Source organism: Mitsuaria sp. TWR114, assembly GCF_007997345.1.
On sequence record NZ_VOSR01000773.1, the window covers coordinates 1 to 3,093 of the forward strand.

Genomic DNA, 3,093 nt, shown 5'->3' on the forward strand with positions numbered 1-3,093 from the left:
CGCGCAGGTCGGCGGCGTCGGCCATCAGGTAGGCGCCGGTGGCCTTGCGCAGGCGCTCGCCGGCGGACAGGTAGGCGGACCAGTCGCGGGTGATCTCGGCCTCGCTGACGCCGGCGCGGTCGAGCAGGTCCTTGCGGTAGATCAGCGTGCCGGGGCCGATGTCGGCCGGAATCGCCACCTGCGTGCCGCCGGGTCCGGCGCCCTGCGCCATCGCGAAGCGGACGTAGTCATCCGCATGCGACGCGGCCAGGTACGGCGCCTGGTTGAGATCGACGAAACCACCCGAGCCGGCGAACTTGCCGATGTAGCGCAGGTCGATCGCCATCACGTCGGGCAGGCCGGAGCCGGTCGCCAGCGCCGTCGTCATCGACAGGTGGTGATCGGCGTACTGCATCGACAGCAGCTTGAGCTCGATCAACAGCACCGGCATGACGACCAGCGTGCGTTCGGCGTCGGGCAGACCCTGGGAGAAATCCAGGCGGGGCAAGCGCGCCGGCCGGGCCAGCTCGCTGATCCAGCGGTTGGTGAGCGCGACCACGGCCTCGCCGATCGGCCCGGCGGCCAGCAGCGCGGTCAGCACCAGCAGCCAGGGCGCGGCATCGGGCCGCGCCTGGTTCATCAGCCAGGACAGGCCCAGCAGGCCCAGCAGCGCCAGGCCGGCCAGGTAGGCCACCGCCGCCCAGCGCTGGCCCGGGGCGGTGTCGTGGGGCGGCCAGGCGTGCTCGTGCAGGCCCAGCGCCGCGAGCAGCGTCGGACGTCCGGCCCCGCGCCACCAGTAGATCGGCGCGCTGCGCCGGTCGGGTTCGCCGTCCTGCGGCGGACCGGCGCCCTGCGTCAGCGCCAGCAACTGGCGCGCGACCTCGAGTTCCGGGCGACCGGACTTGCGGGCCAGGCGCTCGATCTCGTGCAGCGTCAGGTCCTGGGTGTCCGGCGCCTCGGCCGCGAAGACCGGCGACTCGCCCAGCGTCCGCATCACCGGGCTGACCGACTGGATCAGCTGGCGCCAGTGGGTCTGGTCGATGCGCCGCAGCGCGGTGATCGCGTTGCGGATGCTCTGCAAGTCCTTGATCGATTCGTCCTGCTGCCGCGCCAGCGCCTGCGCCGGCGCGGGCAGCCGGGTGCTCAGCCAGGCGGCCAGCTCGCCCATCAGCGGCTGGGGCAGTTCCTCCAGGCGGTGGTCGAGCTGCAGCCAGAAGGCCTCCGCAACGCCGCGCTCTGCCATGCGCGGCTCCAGGGCTGTGATCGCCTCGATGCCGGACGCCGCCGGATGGCCGTCGTACCAGTGGTGCACCACGTCGCGGGCCGCCTGCAGCGTCGCGAAGCGCTCGGCCAGCCGGCGCAGGTTCTCGACCAGCACCACCCGCAGCGTCGTCGGCAGCGCCCACAGCTCGGCGAGGGACAGCGGGCTTTCCTCCTGGTAGGCGCGCAGGTAGGCGGCCAGCAGCCCGGTGTCGAAGCCGCCGTCGGTGTGCGCGACCCAGGCCCAGGCCACGCCGTAGATGCGGGGCAGGCCGGCGAGCGGTTCGTCGCGCAGCCGCGGCAGCAGGCGGAAGAAGTTGCGCGGCAGGCCGCGGCGGACCTGGTGCGTCTGCTCGTCGATCAGCGCGGCGTTGTCCAGCAGCCACTTCCCGGCGGCGCCGAGGTGGCGGAAGTCGCGATGGCGCTTCTCGAGCAGCCGCCGTGTCTGCTGCAGCATCGCGACGTTGTCGTCGAGCCGCGGAAAGAACTGCCCGGCGCCGGCGGTGCCCTGGATCGCCTGGGCCTGCGCGAGGCTGCGGCCGTGCTGCTCGAAGCGCGCCTGCCCGAACAGCACCGCCCGCACCGGGGGCTCGATGGGGCCCAGCGCCGGATTCAGCAGCGCAAGTTCTTCCGCAATTTCCGGGGGATCCGGCGTGGGATCGGGGGAGGTGCGCCGGTCGTCATCGGGGGAGGGCTCCGGCGCGGCGTCCGTCGATCGGGCGGCGGCGTCCGCGCTGCGGCCGGCGTTCATAGCCAATGGGTGAACAGACCCAGGGTGACGGCGCTCAGGGCCGCGGTGGTGGCCAGGCGGGGCAGGACCACGCCCTGGACGCGCTCGGCCAGCAGCGCCAGCCCGAACCATCGGCCGCGCGCCTTGGCGCACTGGACGAGGTGGCGCTGGAGCGCCGGGTCCTGGAGGAGCGGGGCGATCGGGCTGAGCGGGCCAGCGGGGCTGTTCATGACGGGGTCTCCCTGCAAGTGGTTGATCCGGTCTGCAACCGGACGTTTCAACTTGGCAAACCCCATGCCTGCGCAGGCAAGCAAATGGGCGAGGAGACCCCGGCCGCCTCAATGATGCCGGCAGTGCGGCGGAACGGGCCGATCGAAGCGGTGCTCGATGCGGACGACCGGCGCGCAGGCAAGCCGCGTGCCGACGGGAAATGCCGGGCTCAGCGCGACACGATCAGGCGCAAGCCCAGCGCGACGAAGACCGCGCCGGCGACGCGGTCCAGCCACAGCCCCGCGCGCGGCTTGCGCTGCAGCCATTGGCCGATCGCGCCGGCGAAGTAGCCCAGCAGCCCGAACAGGAGGGCGGCCTGCAGGGTGAAGGTGACGCCGAGCAAGGCCGTCTGGGCGGCCACATGGCCCTGCGAGGGCACGACGAACTGCGGCAGGAAGGAGAGGAAGAAGAGCACGACCTTGGGGTTGATCGCGTTGGCGAAGACGCCCTTGAAGAACAGGCGGGTGAGCGAGTCCTCGACCTGCGAGGCGTCGCCGACGCTGGCGCCGCCGCGGCTGCGCAGCGCCTTGATGCCCAGCCAGATCAGGTAGAGGCCGCCGCAGACCTTCAGCGCGGTGAACGCCATCGGCGAGGCGGCGATCAGCGCGCTGACGCCGATCGCCGCGAGCACGGTGTGACTCAGGCAGCCCAGCGCGCAGCCCAGGCCGAAGGCCATGCCGTGCCGGCGTCCCTTCGAGATGCCCATGCCCAGCACCATCAGGTTGTCCGGGCCGGGGGAGGCCGTGATCAGCATCGCGGCCAGCAGGAAACCGAAGAGTTGTTCGAAGGTCAGCATGGGGGCGGATGATAGGCGCAGCCTACGACTACCCAACTTCGACGGCCCAATGAAAACG

Annotated in this window: 3 protein-coding genes; all 3 read right to left on the reverse strand. The window is 72.1% G+C overall.

Annotated elements, in window-relative coordinates:
• Positions 1-1,990, reverse strand: a 1,990-nt coding sequence (locus FUT87_RS23980; protein WP_147242616.1) for an ABC transporter substrate-binding protein, incomplete at its 3' end; no start/stop codon positions are given.
• Complete coding sequence (locus FUT87_RS23985; RefSeq protein ID WP_147242394.1) at positions 1,987-2,199, reverse strand: hypothetical protein; 213 nt, start codon at positions 2,197-2,199, stop codon at positions 1,987-1,989. The genes FUT87_RS23980 and FUT87_RS23985, both read right to left, overlap by 4 nt.
• A gap of 209 nt (positions 2,200-2,408) precedes the next feature.
• A complete protein-coding gene (locus tag FUT87_RS23990; RefSeq protein WP_147242393.1) occupies positions 2,409-3,035 on the reverse strand; it encodes a LysE family translocator in 627 nt (208 codons plus the stop codon).
• Between the last annotated feature and the right edge of the window lie 58 nt (positions 3,036-3,093).

Coding starts and splice junctions, on each gene's coding strand:
- FUT87_RS23990 (WP_147242393.1), bottom strand. CDS start 3,035: ATGCTGACCTTCGAACAACTCTTCGGTTTCCTGCTGGCCGCGATGCTG.
- FUT87_RS23985 (WP_147242394.1), bottom strand. CDS start 2,199: ATGAACAGCCCCGCTGGCCCGCTCAGCCCGATCGCCCCGCTCCTCCAG.